This window comes from Cupriavidus lacunae (genome assembly GCF_003353055.1).
Taxonomy (GTDB): domain Bacteria; phylum Pseudomonadota; class Gammaproteobacteria; order Burkholderiales; family Burkholderiaceae; genus Cupriavidus; species Cupriavidus lacunae.
On the sequence record NZ_QKWJ01000207.1, the window covers coordinates 1 to 2099 of the forward strand.

Annotated in this window: 2 protein-coding genes; one reads left to right on the forward strand and one right to left on the reverse strand. The window is 62.1% G+C overall.

The window, feature by feature from the left end; genetic code table 11:
- Positions 1-57: 57 nt before the first annotated feature.
- Positions 58-435, reverse strand: a complete 378-nt coding sequence (locus DN412_RS42660; RefSeq protein WP_115216968.1) for a Bug family tripartite tricarboxylate transporter substrate binding protein — start codon at positions 433-435, stop codon at positions 58-60.
- 464 nt (positions 436-899) lie between these two features.
- On the opposite strand from DN412_RS42660, the gene DN412_RS42665 reads away from it, so the two are divergent.
- Positions 900-1988 (forward strand): porin, encoded by a 1089-nt coding sequence (locus tag DN412_RS42665; protein WP_115216969.1) that lies wholly within the window; start codon positions 900-902, stop codon positions 1986-1988.
- Positions 1989-2099 lie beyond the last annotated feature (111 nt).

The following is a 2099-nucleotide window of genomic DNA, read 5'->3' on the forward strand; positions in this document are numbered from 1 at the left end:
CGGCGTGCATGCCGCGAGCGCGCACCATTGGGCCGTCGGTCATCGCGGCGCTGCCGTTCACCGGTATAGCTCATCTCCGTTTCTCCGCCCACGCCGGGGCCGGAAGGGCCTTGAAATGCTCCTAAGGGAAGGAACGAGCGCGTTCGGGCCCTGATTGCCGAACAGGATGGTGTTCCCGTCAGCAGGTGCCTTCGCGACGAAGTCGGTGCCGATCGTTCCTGCCGCGCCCGCCTTGTTCTCCACGATGACCGGTTGATGCAGAAATTCGCCGAGCGGCTTCTGCAGGAGTCGGGCGACATAGTCGGTCGTGCCGCCCGCCGCATAGGGCACGACAAGCTTCAGCGGAGGCCGCTCGCCGTCCTGCGCCTTCGCGCCTGCCAAGGGCAAGGCAGCCAGGATCGCCAGTGAAAGCATGCGGAGCTTGAAGGATCGCATTGGAGTATTTCCTTTTGCTTGGACAGAGGGCACCACGCGTCGGATTTTCGGTGCCGGCCCCCTTCGCTGTCGAGTCGGTTTTTCTTTCCTGGACTGTAAGTCCCACTGACCGCCACGCGTCGGGGCGAAACGTACACGACTGGAAGATCCATTGCTGCACTGCTTGTTGTCCCCGCACACACACACGTCTTTCACGAGTACAAGAAAGACACCGCCTGTCCATCGCGGAAATCCATCGCGACTCGCTCTCGTCGACAGAAACGCCGCACGTATAGACAGATAGCACTTTTCCATCCCGCATGAATGCCTCTCGGGCACAGGGCTTGCTCTTCGGCACGCTGCGCCGGCGGAACGCCCCGGCGCATGGAGCCGCGCCGAGTTTCGGCGAACAACGGGAGTCCCGAACACCCAATGCGGTGGCGCGCTCCGATGACCCACCAAGCAACATGGAGACAGGAGAAAGAATGAAATCGGGATTGAAGCTGTTGGCCGCATCCGCTGTGGTGATCGGTTCCTCTGCCGCCTACGGGCAAACCAGTGTGACGTTGTATGGGGTAGTCGATGCCGGCGTCGAGTACGTCAACCATCAGCCCAACGGGCACGATGTCGTCCGCATGACGCCGGGCAACGTCTCCGGCTCGCGCTGGGGCCTGCGTGGCGCAGAGGATCTCGGGCAAGGCCTGACTGGGCTGTTCGTTCTTGAAAGCGGACTCGATGCCGATACGGGGCTATCCGGCCAGGGGGGACGACTGTTCGGACGGAGCGCCTACGTGGGCTTGCAAGGACAATGGGGGTCATTCCTCCTGGGCAGGCAGATCAACGCACTGTTCGATATCGCGGGGGATATCGATCCCATCGGCCTAGCTCCAAAGTATTCGTTGCTTGTGCAGGATATCGTCATGGCATCCCGGGCCGACAACACGGTCAAATATGTCGGCAAGTTTGGCGGGCTTAAGGCCTCCGCGATGTACAGCTTTGGTTCGGACAGTACGAGGGCTAACGGAAGCGAAGTGCCAGGCAACGCGAAGCTCGGGCGCGAATTTGGCGGCAACCTGAGCTATGCAGCCGGAAACTTCAGCATTGCGACTGCGTACGACGAGAGCAACACCGGCACTACGACCACCACGCCTGATGCGACAACGCGCAGGGCCGTGCTTGCCGGCACCTACTCGTTCGGGAATACCACCGTCTATGCCGGCTATCGCTGGGCCAAGGCATATGACGGCGCGCTATTGCCGGGTGCAGCCAGTCAGGCGAACCAACGCTCCAACCTCTGGTGGGCCGGGGCACGCTGGCAGGCAACCGGCGCGCTTACGCTTTCTGCCGGCGCCTACTACCAGGACTTTGCAGGCACCAACGCCGACCCGTGGCTGTTCGTGACATCGGCAGGCTATGCCTTCTCGAAGCGCACCGACGGTTACCTCACTATTGGCTACACGAAGAACCACAACAAATCAAACCTCGGCCTTGGGGCTGGCGCCGCGGGCTTCGGCACGGTCCTCGCGGGTGCCAACCAGTTCGGCACAGTGATCGGATTGCGTCACAAGTTCTGAGTGCGCCGGGAGACCGGCAAGGAGTAGGTGGTGCAAGTCCACTACGATGAAGGAATAGCGAACCACATCGGCCCCGAGCCGTGCGCAGGCCGCCGCGAGGTGGTCGGCGAA